This is a genomic window from Streptomyces sp. ME02-8801-2C (assembly GCF_033793965.1).
In the GTDB taxonomy this organism is placed as follows: domain Bacteria; phylum Actinomycetota; class Actinomycetes; order Streptomycetales; family Streptomycetaceae; genus Streptomyces.
In genome coordinates this window covers 769584-791645 of the sequence record NZ_JARAXP010000002.1, presented here as the reverse complement: position 1 = coordinate 791645, position 22062 = coordinate 769584, and the positions used below count along the sequence as shown (strand labels likewise).

The window sequence follows — 22062 nt, the reverse complement described above, 5'->3', positions numbered from 1 at the left end:
GGCCTGGCCGTCGTTACCTTGCCCGTTGTCGGCCTGGCCGTTACCCGCCTGACCGTAGTTGCCCTGCCCGCCGTCGGCCTGACCGTTACCCGCCTGACCGTTACCCGCCTGACCGTTGCCGCCCTGACCATTACCGGCCTGGTCGTCGTTGCCCTGGCCGTTGTCGGCCTGGCCGTCGCCCGCCTGACCGTTGTGGGCCTGGCCATTGCCCGCCTGGCCCTCGCCCCCCTGGCCGTCGTTGCCCTGCCCGTTGTCGTTGGCATTAGCACCAGCGTCTTTACCGCAGTTGTCGCCGTTGTTTCCATTCGCGTTGCCATTGTCCGCGCCGGCATTGTTGACAGCGCACGTGGCCAGGGCGTCGACTTGCAGATTCGCCGCGCTGTCGCCGGCGGCCTGGACTATGCGGTTGATGGTCGCGACGCGCTTGTCCTTCAGCGGGCCGAGGACGGCATTCTGAACGAAGTTGTCCCCGCCCTGACCAGCCGAATTGGCGAGGCGGTTGTTGGCGTCCTCGATCTGGGTGTTCAGGAGGCCAAGGTTGCGGTTGACCTCGGTCTGCGCGTCGGCGGGGACGGCAGGGAGCTGGGACGCAATGTCCGGACAGTTCACGGTGGACGCAGCAGAATTCTGCGCGGCATTGGAATCGTCGTTCTTCTTGGTCGTCTGCCCGGCCAGAGCGGAGCCGGTAATCACTGCCCCGGACAACACCACTGCGGCAGCGCTGCCGATCAACGCTACGCGGCGCTTATGGTACTTCGGAAGAGCCCTAGACATACTGATGCCTCACTCTGAATCAGGGGGGTGAAATCGGCCCTTGGGTCGACCGATGCTTTCCTCGACGCGGCGCCTGCGTTCACCGAAAAGTACGCGAACCCGCAGCCTCATGTTCAGCACATCGTGAGATTCTTGTGAATTTTCTTCCGAATGGCTCTCTAACAGCGTGTCCTATGTGGTAATAGCTTCTGACTGTAAAGTCAGCTCACACCCGGCCCTGCATGGAGGGCATCGGACGGTCACTCTCGCTGATAGGTCCATGTCCGTTGCGGGTGTCGCGAAAGTCCGCCTGCGCCTGGTATGCCCGTTGGAAAAGAAACGCCTACATCTGCACGTCATCCGAGGAATCCGGCACCATCCCAGCCCGACTGGCTATGAGGGCCGCCTCTACCCGGGTGCGGGCGTCGAGCTTGGTGAGCAGGTTCTGGACGTGATATTTGACGGTGCTCTCCTCTATGTGGAGGCGGTGCGCAATCTGCGTATTGCTCAGAGCGCGGCCGAGCAGCGCGAGGACATCCCGCTCCCGTCGTGTCACCTCGGCCGGCAGCTCGTAGGGAGTGTCTTCCGGAGCGGACACTCGCTCGATCAGCCTTCTGGTCGGGCCGGGCGAAACGAATCCCTCCCCCCGGGCCACTGCTCGGATGCCCTCGAGCAGGGTGGTGGCACTGTCGTGCTTGAGCACGAAGCCCGCGGCTCCCGCTCGTAGCGTGCCGAACAGGTACTCGTCGAGATCGAAGGTGGTGAGCGCGAGAACAGCCGGCGGGCTGCTCGCGCTCCTTATGCTTCGCGTTGCCGCCACTCCGTCCATCTTGGGCATGCGGATATCCATGACCACGACGTCCGGACAGAGCCGGGCAGCCATACCGATGGCCGCCTCTCCGTCGGCGGCTTCCCCGACCACTTTGAGGTCTTCCTCGACGTCGATCATGATGCGCATGCTGGAGCGCACCATGTCCTGGTCGTCAACCAGCAGTACGGAAACCGTCATGAGACTTCCTTCCTCAGGGGCAGAGACACGTTGACCGTTCGGCAGCCATCCGACAGAGGGCAGCGGCACAGATGGCGGGCTCACCGCCAGTCGTTGACCCACCTTCGCGTAGCCCGATGACCCCTATGACCCCATGGCCCGGAGAAGGGGCACGCAACAAGGCGTCCCGCACTCCGTAGTTGCTTACGCGCACGTGCAGACGATCGCCTCAACGTCCGGGCAAGTGGTTGCGCGCCCGGCGAGCGGGGGGCGTGCGCGAGACGGAACCTAGTCCTTCGGAGGGGGACGGCCGTACGCCTCCCGTGATGCGATGGATCGTCAAGTAGCCCACTCCACAACGACGTTCGCCACCGGCGTTCCGTCGTGGCAGGGGGACTCGACCGCAGACTCCGCAGTCATGGAGGACCATTCGTGCACCTCAACGCCTCACAAAGGCCTCGGCCGAGGCAGCGCCGACTACCGGGCACATCGCCTGGAAACCCTGTGTCTCTCCCGACGGCACGTCCGGCGTCGAGTGCGCCACCCTCGAGGTGCCCGTGGACTGGAGGAAGCCGCACGCCGCGACCATCGACCTGGCGCTCAACCGGCTCCCGGCCACCGACCGCGCCCACCGAATCGGCTCCCTGCTGATCAAATCCGGGGCCGGGCGCGTCCGGCGTCGACTTCGCACGAAAACACCCAACTGAAAGGTGGCACAAGGTGCGTTCACGCGTACGTAGGCGTATACACCCTGCCGGGCCGGTGGTCCTGGCTCTCGCCGCAGCGGGATCTGTGCTGGCGGGCCCCGCGCTCCCCGCCTCCGCCTCCGCCTCAGGTCCAGTCACCCACGCCGATCTGCGCGCGGACGTGAACCGCGACGGGCGGATCGACGTCACCGGCGACACCGACACGACGGGCGAGGACCGCTGGTCCGTCAGCCGCGGAGCAGTCCAACTGCCCAACCTCGACGACGACACCAAGCGATGCCCCGTCACCGGCCCCGGCGGCCGGCCACTGTCCAACGCCAAGCTGGCCGCGTGCAACGACGCCTCGGACACGAAGGTCAACGGCACCGCAGACGCCGCCGACCTCGCCAGGATCCGGTCCGTACCCATGCCCGGCCTTCCCGCCGACGCCGAAGGCAGCCTGAGGGTCACCACAGGGACCAAGTACACGCACGTCTTCCTCAAGCGCTCCGGGTCGTGGACCCTGGTGACCTCCAGGACCCGGCTGACCAGCGCCGAGCTGCGCTCCGGCGTGGAGTTCGGCGTCGAGGCCACCGACGTCATCCGCGACAGCGCCCGCTGGGACGGCAGGGCGGTGATCCACCTGACCGTGAAGTCGAGCGACGGGACGTCATCCGACTCCGTCACCCTGCGCACCGCACCCCTTCTGACTCAGCATCACCTCCAGAACACCCAGCAGGTGATGGTCACCAAGGTCCGCGGCGAGGGCCAGTACGGGCTCCGGCAGCGGAAGTTCGTCAAGGAACTGGCGAGGGAGGTCCAGGCGGCCGGCATCACCAAGCCACTGGTCACCTTCGAAAGGTACGGGGATGTCTGGGCCCAGGACTTCGTCGAACCGGCCTACGTCAGCATGACCGGGGCAGGTGGCCGCCCGCAGGCCATGCGCGTGATGCTGCGCTCCGCCCAGCTGGACCGGGTGGCGGGCCGGGAGCTCTTCGAGAAGATCCGCGGTCGGGACATCGGCGTCGTACAGGTCACCGACCCGGCCCCGCCGGCCGACTGGTCGCTCAACTCGATGGGAAACCTGGAGACCGTACCTCCCTACACTCACCACGGGCGCTCGTATCCGGCCGGGCGGATCATCATGGGCGAACGCAAGGGCAGCGGGGAACGCCCCTCCCAGGTGATGCGCACGATGCTGAAGTCCCAGGGACTCCAGAACCCCCTTCTGCTGGACACCTCCTGGCTTGGTGTCGGACACGTCGACGAGTTCGTGCAGTTCCTGCCCGCCGACACCCCGCGCGGCTGGCGGATCGGCCTCGCCGACCCGGGGGCCGGACTGAAGCTGCTGCGCGACGCCCGGCGTGACGGCCACGGCCGGACGAAGATGTTCTCCGTCCCCCGCATGGACGGCATGCCGGCCCCCACGGAGACCATCGACCAGGCGCTTCGCTCGCGGTACCTCGTGGCGGACAACGAGATGGCGGCCAAGCGCATCGCGGCCAACCTGGAGATCCTCCAGCGGGAGACAGGCGTCACCGACGACGAGATCGTACGGGTACCCGCTCTGTACACCCGAGATGTGATGGAGCGGACCGACAGCGGGCAGAGCATCCCCCTGCCTCGTCTGACGCGCATGGGTGGCGGTTCCGCCCTCGTGAACAGCCTCGAGGAGCACGGCCAGCAGAAGTGGCTCGCCGGGAAACCGTCAGCCTCGCGGGCGACGGCCGCGGCGACGGTCACGACCAGCGCGTACGTCCCAGGAGCTGTCAACGGCATACTCCTGGGCCGCGACCGTTATCTGGCCCCCCGCCAGTGGGGCCCCGTCATCGACGGCAAGGACATCTTCACGAAGGCGGTCACCGCGGTCTACACGCACGCCGGTCTGAAGGTGTCGTACATCGACGACTGGTCCACGTACCACCTCGGCCAGGGCGAGGTTCACTGCGGCACCAACACCCTGCGCGACGTGTCGGCCGCATGGTGGGCAGACCCGGCTCGATGAGCAGCAGTCACGACCTTGCCGTACGGCTCGGTACGCGGCGTGTCGGTCTCCGGCTCCCACTCCGCCGACGGCACCACCTGGACCACCGTCGACACCGCCACACCGACCGGGGCGAACAGCACCCTGGACGCGCGGCACGCTTCCTGACCAGGCCGTCCTTGAACGCCTCAGCCGCGAGGCGGGGCTGAGGGCACTTCGTACCGTACGAGTGACTTCGCGAAGGGCTCGCCGCTGCGGCGGGCGTACCTCATCCGCTGGTGTACCTCCCTCAGCGTGCGAGGGCGGTAACCGGGCCCGCCGCAGCAGCTTTTGTGGAAGCGGACGCCGGCATGCAGGAGCACGGACAGCGTCCGCCAGGCCGCGGTGTCCCGGCGACGCGGAGCGGCGAAGGCGGAACCCACGTGGATCAGCGGCTGCGCGCAGCGGGGACAGCTTCGCTGCCTGTCCGTGTCGTAGGGCTGCTTGTACGAGGCCCGACAGGGCAGGCAGACGAACGAGGTCTTCGCGTGGGACATGCCAGCAGGTTAGGCGGCGTCCAGGCGGAACTCGACGGGATTTCCGCACCGAGAGAGTCAGCAGGCCCGACTCGCCCTGTGAGGCGTGGTCCGCGCCGGGACGGTCGCATGCACCACCCCGGTCGAGCGGACCGGCGGTCATGCCTCCGAGTGCAGCAGGGCCGCCAGCTTTTCCGGCCACTCCAGTGCGATGAAGTGGTCCACTCCCGGCAGCTGGGTGAACTGGGCGTCGGGCAGCAGTCGCTTGTTGGCCGCCCGGTCGGAGGGGCGGGACCAGTCCTTCTCCCCGTAGACCAGGTGGATGGGGGCCTTGACCTCGGGGTAGCGCGAGCGGGCCGCGATCAGGCTGGGCATGTTGCGGTAGAGGCCCCGGGCGACGTTCGGGTAACCGGGTCGCCTGCCCACCTGGATGAGCTCGTCCACGTAGTCGTCCCGCAGCGCGGCCTTGTCGCCCACACCGCCCTGCAGGATTCTGCGAAGGACGGGCTTGGGCTCCTGCTGGGCGATCACCGCGCCCAGCCCCGGAGCCTGGATTCCGCCGATCACCGCCCGGGCAAGGAGGCTGGACCGGGCGATTCCGTCACGGTAGTCGTACGGGTTCACGGCCACGACGCGCCGTACCCGCTCCGGCAGATCGGCCGCGGTGGTCAGGGCGAGCACCGCACCCAGGGACTCCCCCACCAACGTCACGTCGTGGAGGTCGAGTTCGGTGAGGAGCCGTTCGACACCCGCGCGCAGCGCCGGTTCCTCGTACGACGCGCCGGGCACGATCTCGGAGTAGCCCATCCCCGGCAGGTCCAGGGCGTACACGGTGTACTGGTCGGAGATCAACGGGATGAGGAAGCGGAAGTGCTCGGCCTGCGTGCGCACCGTGTGCAGCAGGACCAGCGGAGCGCCCGTGCCCGCTTTCAGGTAGCGCAGGGTTCCCTCGCGGCTGTCACGGCCTCCACGCGGGGCAATGGTGTGACTGGTGGTCCCGGGGATGTGAATCGTCGGACGCGCCTCTTGGCTGGGCATGTCGTCGTCTCCTTGTGCGGTTGCGTGGATTGCGGACGGGTGTTGGGTGACGTACGACCCGACGACCGTGAAACCGATCGGTTTCGAGTACTGTAAACCGATCGGTTTCACACCCGCAAGTCCCAGGGAAGGTCGCCCCAGGCGCCGCAAGACCTTGATTCACGCAGGAACACGGCATACGCCCGAGGGGCTCGTCAGGTCGACGAGCCCCTCGGGCGGTAAGGAGCGACAGCTCAGCTCAGGTGTGCCACATCGAGCAGGGCGGTGACAGTCGGCGCGACAAGCCCCGTCAGTTTGTCGGCTTCGATTCCCGCACGGGCGCTGGCGCCGTCGAAGACCAGGATCAACTGCCGGGCCAGCAGGTCGGGGTCGCTCGCCCCACCCTGTTCGGCCTCGCCACGGAAGAAAGCCGTCAGCTTCGCCTTGATCCGGTGTGCCTCCTGGCTCGCAGGATGGCTCTGGTCCTTCAGTTCGATCTGAACAGCCAGGTACGGGCAGCCCCGGAAGTCGGGCGCGGCCGCCTGCGACTCCAGTCGCTCGAAGACGTGCATGATGCGCTCGCGGGGTGGGCGGCCGTCGTCCGCCGGGGGCACGAGTCCGGCCACGAACGCGGCGGCGCGCTCCTTCACGCTTGCCGCCAGCAGATCGTCCTTGCTCTCGAACAACTGGTACATGGAGCGCTTCGACACTCCCGCTGCCTTGCACAGCGCCTCGATGCCGATACCGACACCCTGCTGGTAGGTCAGCTTGCCCGCCGCCTCCAGTAGCCGCTCTCGGGAACTTGGCTTCACATCCGTGGTCATGCCATGAGAGTAACTCGATCCCGACGAAATGGACACCGATCGGTGTATGTGGGGGTGCACCTGGGCGGTCTTCCGCGCCGCCCTGTTCCGGGTGAGCAGTCGAGCCCGCTGCCCGCTACGCCGGGGCGGCGGTCTTCTCGGGCTCCGTCTCGGCGGGGATGCGGTGCAGCCCCTTGCGGTCGTACCAGCCCGTCACGCCGAAGCCGAACAGTGCGGCGGCCACCAGGGCGGCGGCCATCATGAGCCAGGCCCGGGTCAGACCGGCGTCGCCCTGGGCGTCGTAGTAGAGGATCGAGCGGATACCGCCGGTGAGCTGTCGCAACGGCTCGAACTCGGCGAGGAAGCGGTAGAAGGCGGGCAGCGCCTCGAGGGGGGTGGTGGCACCGGCCGTCGGTACCGCCATGCCGATGAAGACCAGCGTGACCACCAGCATGCCGGGAGTGCCGAACACGGCGAGGAGCGTGAGCGCGCCGATGCCGGAGACCGCGACGGCGCACACCGAGAACAGCCACAGCAGCGGCAGGTGTGAGGCGTCCATGCCCATGACGCCGACCGCGCCCGCCATGATCAGGCTCCCCATCAGCAGGGACAGTCCGGCCATGAGGGTGCTGCTCACGGCGAGGGTCTGCACGCGGGTGGCCCGGATCAGAGGGCGGTGGAGGCGCAGCGGGCCCATGTCGTTGTGGGTGTAGCCGAGGGCGTGGTCGACCTGGCCGCTGATGACGTTGGCGGAGAGCATGCCGACGACCACGAGGGCGAGCGAGTAGTAGAACGCCGTCAGGCCCAAGCCGCTGTGCGAGTCGAGCGGGTGGCCGTCCTTCACGGTGACGGCGGCGGGGTCGGCGAGCAGGAGCCGCGCCGCGGTGGGCAGTTTCGCCTGCTCGGCTCCGGCCCCCGCGATCAGTTCCTTGCCCACCTGGAGCGAGGCGCTCTCGGCTGCCTGTGTCGTGGCCGCGCGCGCCAGGCTGGAACCCACACTGCCGGCGGACTGGTTGGTCAGCACCGTCAGCGTCGGACGTACCGGGCTCTTGGCGCCTTCGGTCGTGGTGAGCGCGGTGATGGAGGAGGTGAAATCGGCGGGGACGACGAGCGCGCCGAACAGCTTGCCCTTTCCGATCTCCTCCTTCATCTCCTTCTCGTCCATCACCTTCCAGTCGATCTTGTCCCCGCCCGCGGTTGACTTCGCGATCGAGCCGGTGATCTGGCTGCCGAGGTTCACCTGGCTGCCGCCCGCCTCGGCCCCCTTGTCGGCGTTGACGACGGCGACCGGGAGGTTCTTCATGTGGTCGACCGGATCGATGTTGGCGCCGACGTAGAACACCGTGAACAGCACCGCGAGTACGCCCGTGATGACACCGTTGGCGATCCACAGGGGTTTCGCGCGCAGGACGCGGAAGGGGTGAATGTTCATCGGTTACTCCGGTTTCGGCGACGCGGCCATGTCGGGGACGTGAGCACTCGCGGCCAGAGGGGCGTGGACGCTTGGATCAGCTCTTGAACGTCACCCCCGTGGAAACCGGTCGGCTCCGGAGTATCGTAAACCGATCGGTTTCCAAATTCAAACCGTCGCGGCTGCGGATCAGGTGTGTGCGGCGACGTTGCCGACCGCGATGTGCAGATCGCCCTCTTCAGGCAGCAGCGGGGGCAGGGGCGTCGCGTTGGCCGGGTTGAGCGAGTCGAAGAGCAGGGCGATGAAGCGGGCCCGCAGGGAGGGCGCGGTGCCGGGGAGCCCCAGGCCGACGACGGCCATGACGAGGAAGCGGGGAATGTCCTCCGCCGTGAGGTCGGGGCGGATCTCGCCCTGCTGCTGCGCGCGCAGCAGTACGGGGTGGAGGGAGTCACTGAGACGCTGGAGCGCGTTCACGGCGACATCGGCGAAGTTGCTGGCGAAGGTGACCAGTCCCTGCTCCTGGACGACCAGGTCGAGCAGGTGCGTGGCGATGCTCTGGAGGGCCTGACGCGGGTGGGGCGCTTCGGCGGCATCGTCGATGAGGGGGAACAGGTCCGTTTCGAGGATGTCGTCCAGGACGGCCCGGACGATGGCTTCCCGGTTGGGGAAGTGGCGGTAGAGGGTGGCGATGCCCACGCCGGCCTCGGCCGCGATCTGTTCCAGAGAGGCCTCACCCGTACCGAGGACGATTCGTCCGGCTGCGGTGATGCGCTCCACGCTGGAGCGTGCGTCGACCCTGCGTTTGGGGGCGCGGTCCTTCGTGGTCGCCATCTGCGGCTCCTCCCTGCTCTGCGCTGAAGGCTATCGCCGCTGCGGTCCCCTCGATCGCCCACTCGATTGATAGTGTCCTATCGTTTTGATAGTAGCCTCTCACTTCGCATGTGGTGGCGCCCGTCCGAGGGCGCCCGGAGATGGGAGAGAACTGTGTCCGTCCTGCTCTACCGGCTGGGAAGGTTCGCCTACGGCAAACCCTGGTTCGTCATCGGGGGCTGGCTGGCCGTGGTGGTGGCCGTCGTGGCGCTTTTGGCGGTCAACCCCGTCAAGCTCAGCAACGAGGTGCGTATCGACGGCACCCCGGCCCAGGAGGTCATCGACGAACTGGCCGTCGACCTGCCGGGAGCCTCCGGAGGTCAGGGCATGCTGGTCTTCCAGGCCCCCTCGGGTGTCCGTATCGACGAGGAGAAGGTCCGGACCCCGCTGCTCACGGCAGTGGACGCCGTCTACCGCCACGACCACGTCATCGACGCGAGGAAGGTTCTGGCCCAGGAAGCCGCCAAGGGGCAGAGCAGCCCGCTGATGCGAGCCCAGGCAGCGGTGGCCGAGGCTGCCGGGGCGCCGTCCTCCGGGCGGACACCCGTCTCGTTCCAGGTGGATGGACGGCCGGTGCCGGGAGTCATCGTCTCAGCCGACGGGTCGTCCGCCCTGATGCAGTTCCAGTTCGACGAGCAGACCTACGAGCTTCCTTCCGGAACCATCGACGACATCGTCCGGGACGCTGAACGGCAGGCCGCGCACGGCCGTCTGAAGGTCCTGCCCTCCGCGTCGATGATGGAGATACCGGAGATCGCCGGGGTCGGGGAGATCGTCGGCGTCGTCGTCGCGGCCCTCGTCCTGCTGATCACTTTGGGCTCGGTCGTGGCAGCGGGCCTGCCCCTGGTCATCGCCCTGGTCGGTGTCACAGTGGGCGTGGGTGGAGCCTTCACCCTCTCCACCGTCTTCGAGATCCACTCCCTCACCGCGGTACTCGCGCTGATGCTGGGACTGGCCGTCGGCATCGACTACGCCCTGTTCATCGTCAACCGGGAACGCCGGCTGATCATGGACGACGGGCTGGACGCCCATGAAGCGACCGGTCGTGCCATCGGCACCGCCGGAAGCGCCGTCTTCTTCGCCGGCAGCACCGTCATCATCGCCCTGGCGGGTCTCCTGGTCATCGGGATCACCCTGCTCAGCGCCATGGCCGTCGTCGCCGCCGCCACGATCGCCATCGCCGTCGCGCTCGCCCTGACCCTGTTGCCGGCGCTGCTGGGCCTGGTCAAGGAACGCGTCTGCCCGAGTCGGACCCGGATCAGGGCGCAGCGGCAGGAAGGCGCCGCCGCGCCCACGCGGGCCACCCGTTGGGGAGCACGCCTGGTCCGCCACCGGTACCCCGCGCTCGCCGCCGCGTTCCTGGTTCCGCTGATCCTGGCAGTGCCCGCCGCCGACATGAAGATGGGCCTGCCCTCCGGGGCCAGCTACAACCCCGACACCGCGCAGCGCCAGAGCTACGAGCTGGTCAGCGACGCCTACGGGCCCGGCTACAACGGCCCGCTCATGGTCGCCGTCCGTTCCACCACCAAGGACCGGCCCATCAGTCCCGCGGCCCTCGCCGCGGTCACCTCCGACCTCCAGGGCATCAAGGGCGCGACCTCGGTCTCACTGGCCGGCATCAACAGCACCGGCACCACCGCCGTCCTCACCCTCGTTCCCGGCAGCGGCCCGAACGACGACGCCACCAAGGACCTCGTCACCGCCGTACGGGACGAGAGCGCGCAGATCAGCGAGACCCACGGTGCCGTCATCGGCATCACCGGCTTCACCGCGCTGGCGATCGACGTCTCCGACCGGCTCGCCGACGTCCTGCCCCTCTATGTGGCAACGGTGCTCGGGCTCTCCCTGCTCGTCCTGCTCCTGGTCTTCCGCTCCCTCATGGTCCCGGCGATGGCCACCCTCGGCTTCCTGCTGAGCATCGCCGCCACCTTCGGTCTCACCACGGCCGTGTTCCAGTGGGGCTGGCTGCAGGACCTGATCGGCCTCGACGCCACCGCCCCCGTGGTGAGTCTGCTCCCGATCATCATCACCGGCGTCCTCTACGGGCTCGCCATGGACTACCAGATGTTCCTGGTCACCTCCATGCGTGAGGCGCATGTGCACGGCGCCACCGCACGGGACGCCACCACGACCGGTTTCGCCCGTGCCAGTTCCGTCGTCGTCGCGGCCGCGACCATCATGGTCTCCGTCTTCGCCGGCTTCGTCTTCAACCCCCAGCCCATGATCAAGCAGGCCGGCTTCGCGCTGGCGGCGGGCATCCTCATCGACGCCTTCGTCATCCGCATGACACTCATCCCGGCCACCATGGCAATCGCGCGGGAGAAGGCCTGGTGGATCCCCGCCTGGCTGGACCGTCTGCTTCCCGATCTCGACGTCGAGGGCGACAAGCTGACGCAGAGGATCCCGCTGTCCCACCCTGCGGCTCCCCGGGCGGGCGCCGACCGGGAGGCGGAGACCAACGCCTGATCGTCGTCGCGGTCTCTTCCCGCCTCGCCCACAGGTACCCGAGCGGGACCGCGCGGGACGAGGCCGCGACGGCAGAGCCGGCCAACGGCAGCAACGAGCAGTACCTGAGCAGCAATTGGGCACGCGGTGAGCGGTTCCTCGATCCACTATGGTCTGGTGTGGTCTGTCCCCGGCGGCCACCGAGCGGCGCGAACCGTATCGCGTCGTGTGTCGGTCAAGAACCTCCTGTCATGCGGTTGCGAATCTCCTTCGAGAGGCTTCCCGCAGGTGAACGGGATCCCTTCAGAAAGAGGTAACCAGCTTGCGCGCGCCCCGACTTGCCATGGCCGCAGCCAGTTCCGCCGTTCTGGCCCTGGCTCTCACCGCCTGTGGTGGAAGTGACGCCGAGTCGGAGTCCGGCGCGTCGGCGACCCCGGAGCCAACCGACGTGACCGCTACGGCGCCCTCCACCACCGCGTCGCCATCGGCCTCGGCATCGGCCACCGTCACGGAGGAAGCCACGCCGGACGCGGGCTCCGAAGGGTCCGGCGAGGGTGACGGCGCCGGCGCGGAGGCCACCGAGTCCTCGTCCACCGGCAAGGGCATCAGCACCGTCAAGCCGGTGGACTGCACCACCGGTTCACTGAAGTTCGCGGTCAAGGCGGTGAAAAAGCCCGTCAACCACGTGCTCATCACGGCGACCAACAGCGGCTCGAAGGCCTGCCACCTCTACAGCTACCCGGCGCTGCGGATCAGCGAGAACTCGCAGTCCGTCACCGCCGTGATCGGCGAGAGCAAGCCGCAGGCGGTCGTCACCCTCGATCGTGGCGCCACCGCCTACGCGGGCCTGATCACCGCGTCCTCCGACCGCAACAGTGAGACCAAGGTCACCACCGCCTCGATCGGCCTGAGCCTGTTCGGCCCCGACGAGGGACCCACCGACGCCGGAGTGGAGGTCCCCGTCCCGGGCGGCTCCCTGTATGTCGAGGAGGACAACGCCCAGGTCACGTACTGGCAGGACAACCCGAACGACGCACTCACCTGGTGACCTGCGGCCGAGGTCCAACCGGCTTGCGCGGCAACGGCCTTGGCCTAAGCTGAGCCGCTGATCCACGTACGAAGAGGGTGTGACCGTCCATGCCGTTGCGAGATGGTGATCCTGAGTCCGTCGGGGGCTATGCCCTGCTCGACAGGATCGGCGCCGGCGGTATGGGCACCGTGTTCCTGGGCCGCTCGGCCGCCGGACGCAGGGTCGCGGTGAAGCTGGTGCACCCCCAGCTCTGCGAGGACGAGGAGTTCCGGGCCCGTTTCCGGCAGGAGATCGCGGCGGTCCGCCGGGTCAGCGGCGCGTTCACCGCACCCGTCGTGGACGCCGACCCGGACGCCGAGCAGCCGTGGATGGCCACGCTGTACGTACCGGGCCGGAGTCTGGCGGAGTGGGTGAACCGCGACGGCCCGCTGCCGGGGCCGGAGTTGCGGATCCTGGCCCTGGGGCTCATCGAGGCGCTGCGCGAGATCCACCGGGTCGGGGTGGTGCACCGCGACCTGAAGCCGGGCAACGTACTGATGGCCGAAGACGGCCCACGCGTCATCGACTTCGGCATCTCCCGCGCCGCCGACAACCAGCAACTGACCGTCACGGGGCGGGTGATCGGCACACCGCCGTTCATGTCGCCGGAGCAGCTGCGCTCGCCGCGCGATGTCACCTCGGCCTCGGACGTGTTCTCGCTGGGCTCGTTGCTGGCCTACGCGGCGACGGGGAACGGCCCGTTCGACGCGGACACGCCCTACATGGCCGGCTATCAGGTGATGTACGAGCCACCGGCGTTGGACGGGGTTCCGCGACCACTGCGGGACATCGCCGCCCGCTGTCTGGACAAGGACCCGGCGGCGCGCCCCGGGCTGACCGAACTGCACGACTGGTTCCGTGCGTTGCCCGAGACGGGGCCCGTCGGCGTCGGCACCGATCTCATCACCGCTGCCGAAGAACCCGGTCGCCCCCGCGATCCCGGACCCGCCGCCCCTGCCCCGCAAGGATTCCCCGACGTCACCACCGACGCCGACGCGGTTCTCACCGCCGGGAGCACAGCCCCTGGGGACGTCACCACTCCCGTTCGCGTCCCCGTCGCCGACCGGCGCCCGCGTGGGAAGGGTCGTGCCCGACGGCTCCGACTGCTTATTGCCGTCGCCACGGCGATCGCCGTCAGCGGGGTGGGTCTCGCGGCGGTCAACGCCTTCGACGGTGACGGACGAAGCGCCGGGCACACGGCTTCGTTGCCCGCGGGCTGGCGGCCCTGGCAGACGCCCCTGCGCTTCGGTTCCGCGTCCGACGCCACCATGGACTCCGGTCCGCCGGGATGCGTGCCCGCGGGCAACGTCCTCTACTGCGGGGGCAAGGGCTTCACCGTCGCCAAGGTCGACGCCGCCACCGGCCACGTCATCTGGCGCTCGGGTGACTCCGTACAGAACGCGACACCGTACGGCGTACGGGACGGGATCGTGTACGTGGCCGAGCAGAGCCAGGGTGAGTTCCGGACCGCTGCTGTGGACACCGCGACCGGGAAGCGGCGGTGGGCGCGGGAGACCCCGAACGACGACTCGGTGGTCTTCAGCGGCGGGCTGCTGACGTCGACGGGCGACATCCAGGGCTTCAGGGCGTACGACAGGTCGGGCAGGAAGCTGTGGCAGTCGCCGAAGGCGGCGTTCTGCGAACCCCTCGCCCTGGCCGGTGTTCCGTACGGCGAGTGCACGATCGCCGGCGAGCCCGGTCACGTCCCGGTGACCCTGTTGCGGCTCGACCCCGCCGACGGCACGGCACGCAGACTCGCGACCCTGCCGATCGGGGCGAAGAACCTCGGACTGTCCAGAGGTGAGCCGGTCTACGCGCAGCCCGCGGCGGCCGCGAACCAGGACGGGGAGATCGACAGCGAGCGTCAGTACACCACGCTGCTGCGGGTCGACCCGCGCACCGGCGCAGTCCGCCCTCTGCCGCTGCCCCGGACCCTGCGCGGCGCGCCTGCCCTGCTCGGCGACGACATCGTGGTCTTCGCCCAGACCAACGGGACGGTCACCGCGGTGTCCGCGACCGACGGCAAGCAGTTGTGGCAACGGGCCACGGGCATGGAGGGCCTCTCGCAGCCGGTCCTGTCGGCGGCGTACGGGCGGATCTACTTCACCAACCGGATCGGCCGCGTGCTGGCCCTGGAGCTGAGCACCGGCACAGAACTCTGGCGCACCTCCGCCGTCGACATCCTCGGGGACGCGTCCCAGGACTGGGTCCCGAGCCTGACCCTCGTCCGGGACGAGATCGTGGCGATGGCGGGCAACACCCTCTTCTCCGTCGGCCCACAGGGTCCCGAGAAGCGGACCGCCGAGAACTGACTGACGGCCAGGGGCCTACCCGTTCGGTTCATGACTCCACAGGATGTCCCTGACGTGCTGCACCGCGCCCGCCAGATGCCGGCGGTAGGTGCTGAAGGACATCCCCAGGCGCCGGGCCACCGCTTCCTGCGTGGGGGCCGCCTTGCTGTACGTGGCCGTGAGGACCTGGTGACGTGTCTGACCGCCCCGCTCCTCCAGCAGGGTGTCGACTGCGTGGAGCAGGACCTCGTGGAGGCCTGGGCCGTTCTCCGCGACCAGGTGGCTGCGGTTGAGGGGGTTGGCCGCGAGCTCGCCCGGCCACCACAGCACACGCAGGGCGTCCCGGACCGCGTCGTCGAACTCCGGCCGGGGCAGGGCGGGATGCGCCGCCGCCCGCGGCCGGGGAGCCGTTGTCGCGGAGGGAAGGACTCCCCCGGCCTCCCGCATCGCTTCGTGGCGTCTCACCAGCCACGCCGTGGCGGAGTGGGCGCGCCAGTCGTGGGCGAACAGACGGTACGCGTGGCCGCCGATGACGGGACGGACATCGGTCGGCGGCATGTCGCTGTCCGCGAGGTAGCCGTCCCAGAACCCGTCGTCGCGCATCACGACGAACTGCCAGGCGAGACGATCGGCGCGGATGATCTCGGCCATCGCCCGCCACATGACCAGGTTCATGGAGGCCGAAGGGCGCTGGTACGCCTGGGGGTCCACGTGGAACCGGGCGATGGCCAGGTGCTCGCCCGCTCCCAGCGGTCTGTTGGCTTCCGCGTGGGCCCAGGCGCCGGCCACCACCGGGTCGACGTCCTCCCCCTCGCGCCCGCTGAGCCGCAACCACGCGGAACAGGCGACTATGTCATCGGTGAGGCTGGAGCGCTGGACTCTGAACGCCTCCGGTTGCCGGTCCAGCCAGAAGCGGGCGATCGCCGCGGACTCGGCGCCCTCGGTCTCGAGGACCAGCTCCACGACACGGCTCGCGTCGTCGGGCGTGCAGGGCGTGTCCCGCGTCGTGCCGTCGGGGGACCACACGAGGGCGTCGGTGATGGAACCAGCCGCCCTTTCCACGTACACCAGGGACTTGATCGCCTGCAGCACCTGTGCGGCCGGCACCTCCCGGATCCGGCCGAGCAGATACCCGTGGATCCGCCGGCGCAGGTCGGCGAATCCCTCCGGGTCACGCCAGCGGAGGTCGGCAGCCAGCACCTCGCGCACCACATCGTGCGGAAAGAGCCCGCTCGCGGTGGACTCGACGAAGGGCTGGGTGCGCAGCCAGCCGAACAGTGCGGCCGCGTCGTCGCCCATCGTCGCCCGCAGCAGCGCCTCGGAGGTGACATCGGCCTGGGCGCACACCTCCAGAGCCGTGCGGTGCGCCGGACTCGGTGGGTCACCCACGAGTTCGGGCAGCAGCGTCGCGATCACGTCCCGTCCCGGCGACCAGTCCGCTTCGCGAGGGGTCCGATCCGCGTCCTGCCGGACGGCGACCGCGGCCGCCAGGGAAAGGGCCAGCGGATTGCCGCTGGTGAACGACAGCAGCGCGCCGTGCGCCGGCGCCGGCACGCCCCGTCCCCGCAGAAACGCGGCGGCGTCGTCCCGGGCCAGGTCCCGCAACGGCATCACGTGCAGCAGGTCCGCCCATCCCGGGTCGGCGACCCAGAGCGGATCGGGGGCGGAGCGTCCGGCGACCACCGCGACCGTGCCCAGCGGTAACCGTGGCAGGAACTGCTCCCACAGCCAGTGCTCCAGGCCCTGACACTGCTCGAAGGTGTCGACCAGAAGCACGGTTCCCGGCTCGCCGATCGCCTTCCCGGCGGCCGACTCGAAATCCTCCGGCGTCGCGGCGACCGTACGGCCGTCCACCTCGACCACCGGCCGTCCCGCCTGCCGTGCCTCGAGGGCGAACCGCCTGAGCAGTGCGGACTTGCCGACGCCACCGGGCCCGTGCAGAAAGAGCACGGGTGCGCCCCCGGGTCCCCCCGCCAGCGCGGACCGGAAGACCTCCCGCTCCGCCGCCCTCCCGACGAACGCCCGGTCCCGCGCGGCGACCACGAGGTCACCCAGGGAGCCACCGTTTCCCGTATCCATAACCCCTCGCCCATTGAACCCCGTATGGCCGAAGACCTTACGTCGCGGTTCTCGCCGGAGGGGCGGCGGGACGGTTCAGGCGCGCTGTGACGCCTCAGCGGAGAGTCGTCTCCAGAATGGAAAGGGGTGAAGAGGTCGTCACCACGCGGTCGAGGGTGAATCCGGCGTCGGAGAGAAGCCGCTCGTACTCCCGCCGCGTACGCTCCTTGCCGCTGAGCATGCCCAGCATGGTCAGGTCGACGCGCCATGTGCGGTGCGTCGCCCTCCGGCACGACGGCCTCGATCACCAGCAGGCGAGCGCCGGGCATGGCCGCCTTCTTGATGGCCGCGAGGATGCGGCCGCTCTCCTCGTCGCTCCAGTCGTGGAGGATGTAGGCCAGCACGTAGACGTCCGCGGTCGGCACCTCGTCGAAGAAGCTGCCCCCGACGACCTCGACGCGATCGGTCAGGCCGCGCGCCGCGAGCACGCCGTGCGCCGCCTGCACGACCTCCGGGAGGTCGAAGACGATCCCGGAGTGATCCGGGTTGCGGGTGAGCAGCTCGGCCAGGATGCTGCCGTCGGCGCCGCCGAGGTCCGCGACGGTCCTGCCGCCCGGTAGGACATAGTCGTCGAGCATGCCGGCCCGGACGCTGGCGACCACGCCCGCCATCGCGCTGTTCGTCAGTGCGACGCGTTCCGGGTCCTCGACCACCCAGTTGAAGAAGGGCTGTCCGTAATACGTCTCGGCGGCCGGCACTCCCGTTCTGACCGTGTCGAGCAGCCCCGAGAACGGGAGGTAGTGCGTCTCCATCCAGAACAGGGCCGCCGGCCGGAGCGACATCGGGTGCGTGGCGGACAGGAATTCACCGAGCGGTGTCACCGCTATCTTGTCCGTGCCCGAGACTTGGACGTGCTGGAACAGTCCGAGGGGAGCCAGTGTGCGGATGAGACGTCCCAGGGCTTCCTCGTGCGCACCTGTTTCACGTGCCAGGCTCCGCAGATCCCTGGGACCGTCGGCGAGTTCGGTCGCCACGTCCAGTTTCGCGATGACGTAAAGGGCCTGGCTGATCTGGAAGCCGGCCAGCATTTGGGTCATCTGCATCAGAGGCGGGACGGACGGCGGCACGGCGTGCATGGAATCGGTGTTCTCGGTGCGGTTCAACTCGTATTCACTTTCTGGGTTTTACGGATTGCGCTGTTCACGCCGCGCATACGGCGGGCACGTTCGCAATTGTTCTTCATTGTTGCGGTGAATACGCGTCAGGAACTGTTCAGGCGCTGCTCGGGCACTGCTCGCCACTGCTCACAGACTGGTCGTCCGCTGTCCGAGTGCTCAGCGGTGCGTGCTCTCGTCCGTGGACATGTCCTGGGTGCCGATGACCGAGAGCAGTTCCAGCTGGGCGGCGCCTTCCGTGCCGGGTGGGGCGCTGAACCACAGCAGGCGCTGGCGTCCGTCCTCGCTGAACAGGGTGTGGCAGTCGAGTTCGACGACGCCCAGCGTGGGATGGACGATGCGCTTGTGGTCTGTCCGCCGCAGGGCGACATCGCGCGTGTCCCACAGGGCGGCGAACTCCTCGCTGCGGCGCCGTAGTTCGGCCACCATCCCGGCCACCTCGGTGTCACGGCCGCGGCGGGCGGCGACGGCCTGGAGGTCGGCGACGAAGGCCCGGGAGTGCTGCGGATGGTCGTCGGCGGGATAGATCTCCCGGGCGGCGGGGTCGGTGAACCACCGGTACACGAAGCTCGCCGCGACACCGCGCCGCTCGGGGGCGCGGCCCACGAGTGCGGCGGCGAGTTCGTTCTGTACGAGGGTCTCGTGCAGGTCGGTGATGATCTGCGCGGGGGTCCTGGTGAGCCGGTCGAGCAGGCCGAGGAGGGCCGGCTGGGCGTGGGCGTTCGGGCTGTGTGCCGCCGAGGGAACCGGCCGGTCGGCCAGGTGGAACAGGTGGTCGCGTTCGTCGCCGCCCAGCCGTAGCGCCCGTGCCAGCGCGGCCAGCACCTGTGCCGAGGGCTGGACGTCACCTCCGCGTTCGAGCTCGGTGTAGTAGTCCGCCGACAGTCCGGCCAGCTGGGCGACCTCCTCGCGGCGCAGGCCCGGGACCCGGCGGCGGGGTCCGGTGGGCAGTCCGACGTCGGAGGGCCGCACACGGTCGCGCCGGGACCTCAGGAACGCGGCGAGCTCAGGAAGGTTCACCTTCCCATCATCACTCGCGCCGAGGAGGCGCAGCCAGGGGACGCCGACCCCAGGGTGGACGGAGCCCTGGCTGCGCCTCGCCCACCGGGCGACTGTGGTGTGCAGGGCGGCCCGAACCGACGGTTTCGGGTCCGCAGCCCCGCTCCACCCTCTCTTCGTACACCGGAGTTCTCCATGCCAAGTTCCCATGCCCTGGCCAGTGACACCGCGTCCGGCCTCGCCCCCGACCCCGACCGTCCGCGTGTCGCCGTCGTCACCGGCGGCTCGCGGGGAATCGGGCGCCGGACCGTGCACCGGCTGGCCGCCGACGGATTCGCGGTGGTGGTCGGCTACGCGGGCAGCAAGGACCTCGCCGAGTCCGCCGTCGAGGAGGTCATCGCCTCGGGCGGCCGGGCCGTCGCCGTACGCGCCGATGTCGCCGACGAGCAGGCGGTGGCCGCCCTGTTCGCCACCGCCGCGTCCGAGTACGGCGGTGTCGACGTCGTCGTCCACGCGGCCGGCCGCGCCCATACGGCGCTCATCGCCGATCTGGACCTGACGGAACTGGACGCGCTGCACCGCACCAACATCCGCGGCACCTTCGTCGTCGCCCAGCAGGCCGCCCGTACGGTGCGCCGGGGCGGGGCGATCGTCACGTTCTCCACGTCCGTGGTGGGCCTGGCCTTCCCCGGTTACGGCGCCTACAGCGCGAGCAAGGGCGCGGTGGAGGCCGTGACGCTGATCCTGGCGCGCGAACTGCGGGGCCGGGACGTGACCGTCAACGCCGTCGCGCCCGGTCCCACGGCCACCGACCTGTTCCTCGACGGCAAGGACGAGGAGACGGTGGCCCGGCTGGCCGCCCAGCCGCCGCTGGAACGGCTCGGCACCCCGGACGACATCGCCGGGACCGTCGCGTTCCTGGTGTCCCCGGCCGGTCACTGGATCAACGGCCAGGTCGTCCGCGCCAACGGCGGCATCGTCTGACCCGTCGGCCCCGTCCCTTCGGCAATCGCATCAGCAATCCCTTCGGCACCACACACAGAGAGAGAACCGAAATGCCGTTCGCGAATTTCAAGGTCCCCGCAGGCACCCTCACCGAGGAGCAGAAGGAACAGATCATCACCCGCGCCACCGAGCTCTACGTCGACGTCTACGGCGAACGCGCCCGCGCCACCACCCTCGTCCTGGTCGAGGAGGTCACGGACGGCGGCTGGGGCATCGGCGGCAACGTACTGACCCTCGCCAAACTCCAGCAGACGCCGGAAAGCTGACCGCGCCGCCGGTTCCGGGGGGCGCCGGCGAAAACCGGCCATGGTCACCCTGTTGACCATTGGACCGTATGGTCCAGTGGGCAACACCGGCCGCCATTGCCGGTGATGTCGCCCGGCCTACGGGATCCCCCCACCGAACGGAGACGAACATGTCCTTCGACCTCGCACGCCGCCGCGCCGCCGTGGTCGAACTGGGCGCCCGCGCCCGGCTGTTCACCCAGGGACTGGCAGGTCCGTACGCGGACCGGTTCGAGCCGGCCGGGTTCTGCGATGTCACTCGCACCGGATGGCGGTCCACAACACCTGGCTCGCGGACGCCGACCCGGCCGGGCACCCGTACCGGCGTATGCCGCAGAGGACTTCGACGAGATGCTGGGCCGCAAGCGGAGCGGCCTCGTCGTGGTCTGCTCGGTGGACCGTACCCACGACGACTACATCGTGCGTGCCCTGGAGGCGGGCTGCGACGTGGTCACCGAGAAGCCGATGACGACCGTACCCGGAGCCTGGTCAACGCGCTGCGTTGGCCAGGGCGTTCGGGTGCGCGCGTGTCGTGTTCAACGACGCGGTACGCGCTCGCCAGGACGCCCACGCCGCCGAGTTGCCCTACCCGAAGGCTGCCGTCCTGTCCCAGCAGTTGATCACCCGTGCCAAGAACACTCCCGAGCGTTCCTGGCTGGGTGAGGTCTCGGCGGTGGTTCAACAGCAGGCGTTGCGGGATGTGGAGGCCGCGTACCGGAACTTCTTCGCCTCGCTGAAGGGGGAGCACAAGGGCCGAAAGGTGGGTGCGCCGCGTTTCAGGTCGCGCAAGGACCGTCGGCAGGCGATCCGGTTCACCGCCAACGCCCGCTGGAAGATCACCGACGGCGGGCGGCTGGCGTTGCCGAAGATCGGTGAGGTGAAGGTGAGTGGTCGCGGGTCCTGCCGGTTGTGCCGTCGAGTGTGACGGTGATCGTGGATGCGGCGGGCCGTTACTTCGCGAGCTTCGTCATCGACACCGATGCTGAGGTGGAGCGGGCCCGCTGGACGGAGCCGGACGCCGGGGCCGCGATCGGAATCGACCTGGGCCTCACGCACTTTGCCGTCCTCTCCGACGGCACGAAGATCGACAGCCCACGTTTTCCGCGCCGGGCGGAAAAGAAGCTGAAGAGGCGCAGCGGGAGCTGTCCCGCAAGCGGAAGGGATCGAATAACCGGGAGAAGGCCCGCTCGAAGGTCGCCCGCGCGCACGCCGCTGTGGTGGACGCACGCAAAGAGTTCCACCACCAGCTCTCCACCCAGTTGATCCGCGAGAATCAAGCGGTCGCGGTGGAGGACCTGGCGGTATCCGGACTCGCACGCACGAGGCTGGCCAAGAGCGTGCACGACGCGGGCTGGGCCCAGTTCGTCGGCATGCTGCAGTACAAGGCGCAGCGGTACGGCCGGACGTTCGTCAAGATCGGCCGGTTCGAGCCCACCAGCCAGGTGTGCTCCACCTGCGGGCACCGGGACGGGTCCAAACCCTTGCACGTACGGGAATGGACCTGCCCCGCCTGCAACACCCTCCACGACCGCGACCACAATGCCGCAATCAACGTCGAACAGGCCGCCGGACTGGCGGCAGCAGCCTGCGGAGCGCCGGTAGGACCGGGACTTGCCCCGGCACAGCGCGAAGAAACAGGAAGCCACGGAATCCCCACCCGAACCTGTGCCGCGTAGCAGCACAGCAACCGGCAGGGACGGCCAGAATCC

General features: G+C 69.2%; 16 protein-coding genes and 4 pseudogenes. 10 read left to right on the top strand and 10 right to left on the bottom strand.

Annotation, left to right across the window (positions count from 1 at the left end; translation table 11 throughout):
* Positions 1-732: pseudogene (locus PV396_RS07945) on the bottom strand (hypothetical protein); the annotation flags it as partial.
* A 364-nt stretch (positions 733-1096) separates the two neighbouring features.
* On the bottom strand, positions 1097-1762 hold the full coding sequence (locus tag PV396_RS07940; RefSeq protein WP_319201814.1) for a response regulator transcription factor: 666 nt from the start codon (positions 1760-1762) through the stop codon (positions 1097-1099).
* 536 nt (positions 1763-2298) lie between these two features.
* Here PV396_RS07940 and PV396_RS07935 point away from each other — a divergent pair.
* From PV396_RS07935 to PV396_RS07925, 3 genes are read left to right on the top strand one after another with little or no spacing between them, the layout of a single operon-like run.
* Positions 2299-2448 (top strand): hypothetical protein, encoded by a 150-nt coding sequence (locus tag PV396_RS07935; protein WP_319201812.1) that lies wholly within the window; start codon positions 2299-2301, stop codon positions 2446-2448.
* Positions 2449-2503: 55 nt separating this feature from the next.
* The gene (locus tag PV396_RS07930) at positions 2504-4432 is read left to right on the top strand and encodes a protein-arginine deiminase domain-containing protein (protein WP_319201809.1); all 1929 of its coding nucleotides are present in this window, start codon (positions 2504-2506) and stop codon (positions 4430-4432) included.
* Positions 4433-4447: 15 nt separating this feature from the next.
* Positions 4448-4579 carry a hypothetical protein gene (locus tag PV396_RS07925; protein ID WP_319201807.1) on the top strand — a complete coding sequence of 44 codons (132 nt, stop codon included), beginning with the start codon at positions 4448-4450 and terminating at the stop codon, positions 4577-4579.
* Positions 4580-4599: 20 nt separating this feature from the next.
* Here the strand turns inward: PV396_RS07925 and PV396_RS07920 are convergent, their stop codons facing one another.
* From PV396_RS07920 to PV396_RS07900, 5 genes are all read right to left on the bottom strand, one after another.
* The gene (locus PV396_RS07920; RefSeq protein WP_319201804.1) at positions 4600-4947 is read right to left on the bottom strand and encodes a deoxyxylulose-5-phosphate synthase; all 348 of its coding nucleotides are present in this window, start codon (positions 4945-4947) and stop codon (positions 4600-4602) included.
* Between the two features lie 138 nt (positions 4948-5085).
* Positions 5086-5964 carry an alpha/beta fold hydrolase gene (locus PV396_RS07915; RefSeq protein WP_319201802.1) on the bottom strand — a complete coding sequence of 293 codons (879 nt, stop codon included), beginning with the start codon at positions 5962-5964 and terminating at the stop codon, positions 5086-5088.
* Positions 5965-6197: 233 nt separating this feature from the next.
* Positions 6198-6767: a TetR/AcrR family transcriptional regulator gene (locus tag PV396_RS07910; protein WP_319201800.1), complete on the bottom strand. Its 570-nt coding sequence runs from the start codon at positions 6765-6767 to the stop codon at positions 6198-6200.
* Between the two features lie 115 nt (positions 6768-6882).
* Complete coding sequence (locus tag PV396_RS07905) at positions 6883-8178, bottom strand: SNG1 family protein (RefSeq protein ID WP_319201798.1); 1296 nt, start codon at positions 8176-8178, stop codon at positions 6883-6885.
* Between the two features lie 168 nt (positions 8179-8346).
* On the bottom strand, positions 8347-8988 hold the full coding sequence (locus PV396_RS07900) for a TetR/AcrR family transcriptional regulator (RefSeq protein ID WP_319201796.1): 642 nt from the start codon (positions 8986-8988) through the stop codon (positions 8347-8349).
* 153 nt (positions 8989-9141) lie between these two features.
* Between PV396_RS07900 and PV396_RS07895 the strand changes: the two genes are divergently transcribed.
* From PV396_RS07895 to PV396_RS07885, 3 genes are all read left to right on the top strand, one after another.
* Positions 9142-11493: an MMPL family transporter gene (locus PV396_RS07895; RefSeq protein ID WP_319201794.1), complete on the top strand. Its 2352-nt coding sequence runs from the start codon at positions 9142-9144 to the stop codon at positions 11491-11493.
* A gap of 322 nt (positions 11494-11815) precedes the next feature.
* The gene (locus PV396_RS07890) at positions 11816-12520 is read left to right on the top strand and encodes a DUF4232 domain-containing protein (protein WP_319201792.1); all 705 of its coding nucleotides are present in this window, start codon (positions 11816-11818) and stop codon (positions 12518-12520) included.
* A gap of 89 nt (positions 12521-12609) precedes the next feature.
* On the top strand, positions 12610-14853 hold the full coding sequence (locus PV396_RS07885) for a protein kinase domain-containing protein (protein ID WP_319201791.1): 2244 nt from the start codon (positions 12610-12612) through the stop codon (positions 14851-14853).
* Between the two features lie 15 nt (positions 14854-14868).
* On the opposite strand, the gene PV396_RS07880 is transcribed toward PV396_RS07885, so the two are convergent.
* From PV396_RS07880 to PV396_RS07870, 3 genes and pseudogenes are all read right to left on the bottom strand, one after another.
* On the bottom strand, positions 14869-16911 hold the full coding sequence (locus PV396_RS07880) for an ATP-binding protein (protein ID WP_319201790.1): 2043 nt from the start codon (positions 16909-16911) through the stop codon (positions 14869-14871).
* Positions 16912-17005: 94 nt separating this feature from the next.
* A pseudogene (locus tag PV396_RS07875) lies at positions 17006-17702 on the bottom strand (methyltransferase).
* Between the two features lie 522 nt (positions 17703-18224).
* Positions 18225-19085 carry a helix-turn-helix transcriptional regulator gene (locus tag PV396_RS07870; RefSeq protein ID WP_319201789.1) on the bottom strand — a complete coding sequence of 287 codons (861 nt, stop codon included), beginning with the start codon at positions 19083-19085 and terminating at the stop codon, positions 18225-18227.
* Between the two features lie 174 nt (positions 19086-19259).
* On the opposite strand from PV396_RS07870, the gene PV396_RS07865 reads away from it, so the two are divergent.
* From PV396_RS07865 to PV396_RS07850, 4 genes and pseudogenes are all read left to right on the top strand, one after another.
* On the top strand, positions 19260-20048 hold the full coding sequence (locus PV396_RS07865; RefSeq protein WP_319201788.1) for an SDR family oxidoreductase: 789 nt from the start codon (positions 19260-19262) through the stop codon (positions 20046-20048).
* Positions 20049-20119: 71 nt separating this feature from the next.
* On the top strand, positions 20120-20335 hold the full coding sequence (locus tag PV396_RS07860; RefSeq protein WP_319201787.1) for a 4-oxalocrotonate tautomerase family protein: 216 nt from the start codon (positions 20120-20122) through the stop codon (positions 20333-20335).
* 105 nt (positions 20336-20440) lie between these two features.
* Positions 20441-20776 (top strand): annotated as a pseudogene (locus PV396_RS45045) (hypothetical protein); the annotation flags it as partial.
* A gap of 79 nt (positions 20777-20855) precedes the next feature.
* Positions 20856-22029, top strand: a pseudogene (locus PV396_RS07850) (RNA-guided endonuclease InsQ/TnpB family protein).
* Positions 22030-22062: the final 33 nt, after the last annotated feature.

Excerpts from the sequence above, each read along its gene's own strand:
- PV396_RS07940 (WP_319201814.1), bottom strand. The coding sequence starts at position 1,762 with ATGACGGTTTCCGTACTGCTGGTTGACGACCAGGACATGGTGCGCTCC.
- PV396_RS07920 (WP_319201804.1), bottom strand. The coding sequence starts at position 4,947 with ATGTCCCACGCGAAGACCTCGTTCGTCTGCCTGCCCTGTCGGGCCTCG.
- PV396_RS07915 (WP_319201802.1), bottom strand. The coding sequence starts at position 5,964 with ATGCCCAGCCAAGAGGCGCGTCCGACGATTCACATCCCCGGGACCACC.
- PV396_RS07910 (WP_319201800.1), bottom strand. The coding sequence starts at position 6,767 with ATGACCACGGATGTGAAGCCAAGTTCCCGAGAGCGGCTACTGGAGGCG.
- PV396_RS07905 (WP_319201798.1), bottom strand. The coding sequence starts at position 8,178 with ATGAACATTCACCCCTTCCGCGTCCTGCGCGCGAAACCCCTGTGGATC.
- PV396_RS07900 (WP_319201796.1), bottom strand. The coding sequence starts at position 8,988 with ATGGCGACCACGAAGGACCGCGCCCCCAAACGCAGGGTCGACGCACGC.
- PV396_RS07890 (WP_319201792.1), top strand. The coding sequence starts at position 11,816 with ATGGCCGCAGCCAGTTCCGCCGTTCTGGCCCTGGCTCTCACCGCCTGT.
- PV396_RS07885 (WP_319201791.1), top strand. The coding sequence starts at position 12,610 with ATGCCGTTGCGAGATGGTGATCCTGAGTCCGTCGGGGGCTATGCCCTG.
- PV396_RS07880 (WP_319201790.1), bottom strand. The coding sequence starts at position 16,911 with ATGGATACGGGAAACGGTGGCTCCCTGGGTGACCTCGTGGTCGCCGCG.
- PV396_RS07865 (WP_319201788.1), top strand. The coding sequence starts at position 19,260 with ATGCCAAGTTCCCATGCCCTGGCCAGTGACACCGCGTCCGGCCTCGCC.
- PV396_RS07860 (WP_319201787.1), top strand. The coding sequence starts at position 20,120 with ATGCCGTTCGCGAATTTCAAGGTCCCCGCAGGCACCCTCACCGAGGAG.